1 protein-coding gene is annotated in these 225 nt (G+C 64.9%); it reads right to left on the bottom strand.

Annotated features, from left to right (window positions below; translation table 11 throughout):
* Window positions 1–225 (bottom strand): hypothetical protein (locus tag QD280_RS17875; RefSeq protein WP_279840160.1); only part of this gene is annotated, 225 nt, incomplete at both ends.

Consider the following 225-nt stretch of genomic DNA (forward strand, 5'->3'; position numbering starts at 1 on the left):
TTGCCGGCGGCGTCCTGCACCTTGAGCTGCACGGTAGCAGAGGCGGTAAGGTCGGCATCGGCGTAGCTGACGGCAGTGCCGGACACGCTGTCGGTGATGTCGACCCAGGTGGTGCCATCGGTGCTGTAGAGCAGAGCTTCCCCAGTGGCGAGCTCGGCACTCAGCGTGGCGGTGACCGTCAGGCCATCATCGTCATTGGTGATGAAGTCGCCGGCGGTACCGCTA

It is taken from the genome of Cobetia sp. 1AS1 (assembly GCF_029846435.1).
Lineage (GTDB): Bacteria > Pseudomonadota > Gammaproteobacteria > Pseudomonadales > Halomonadaceae > Cobetia > Cobetia amphilecti.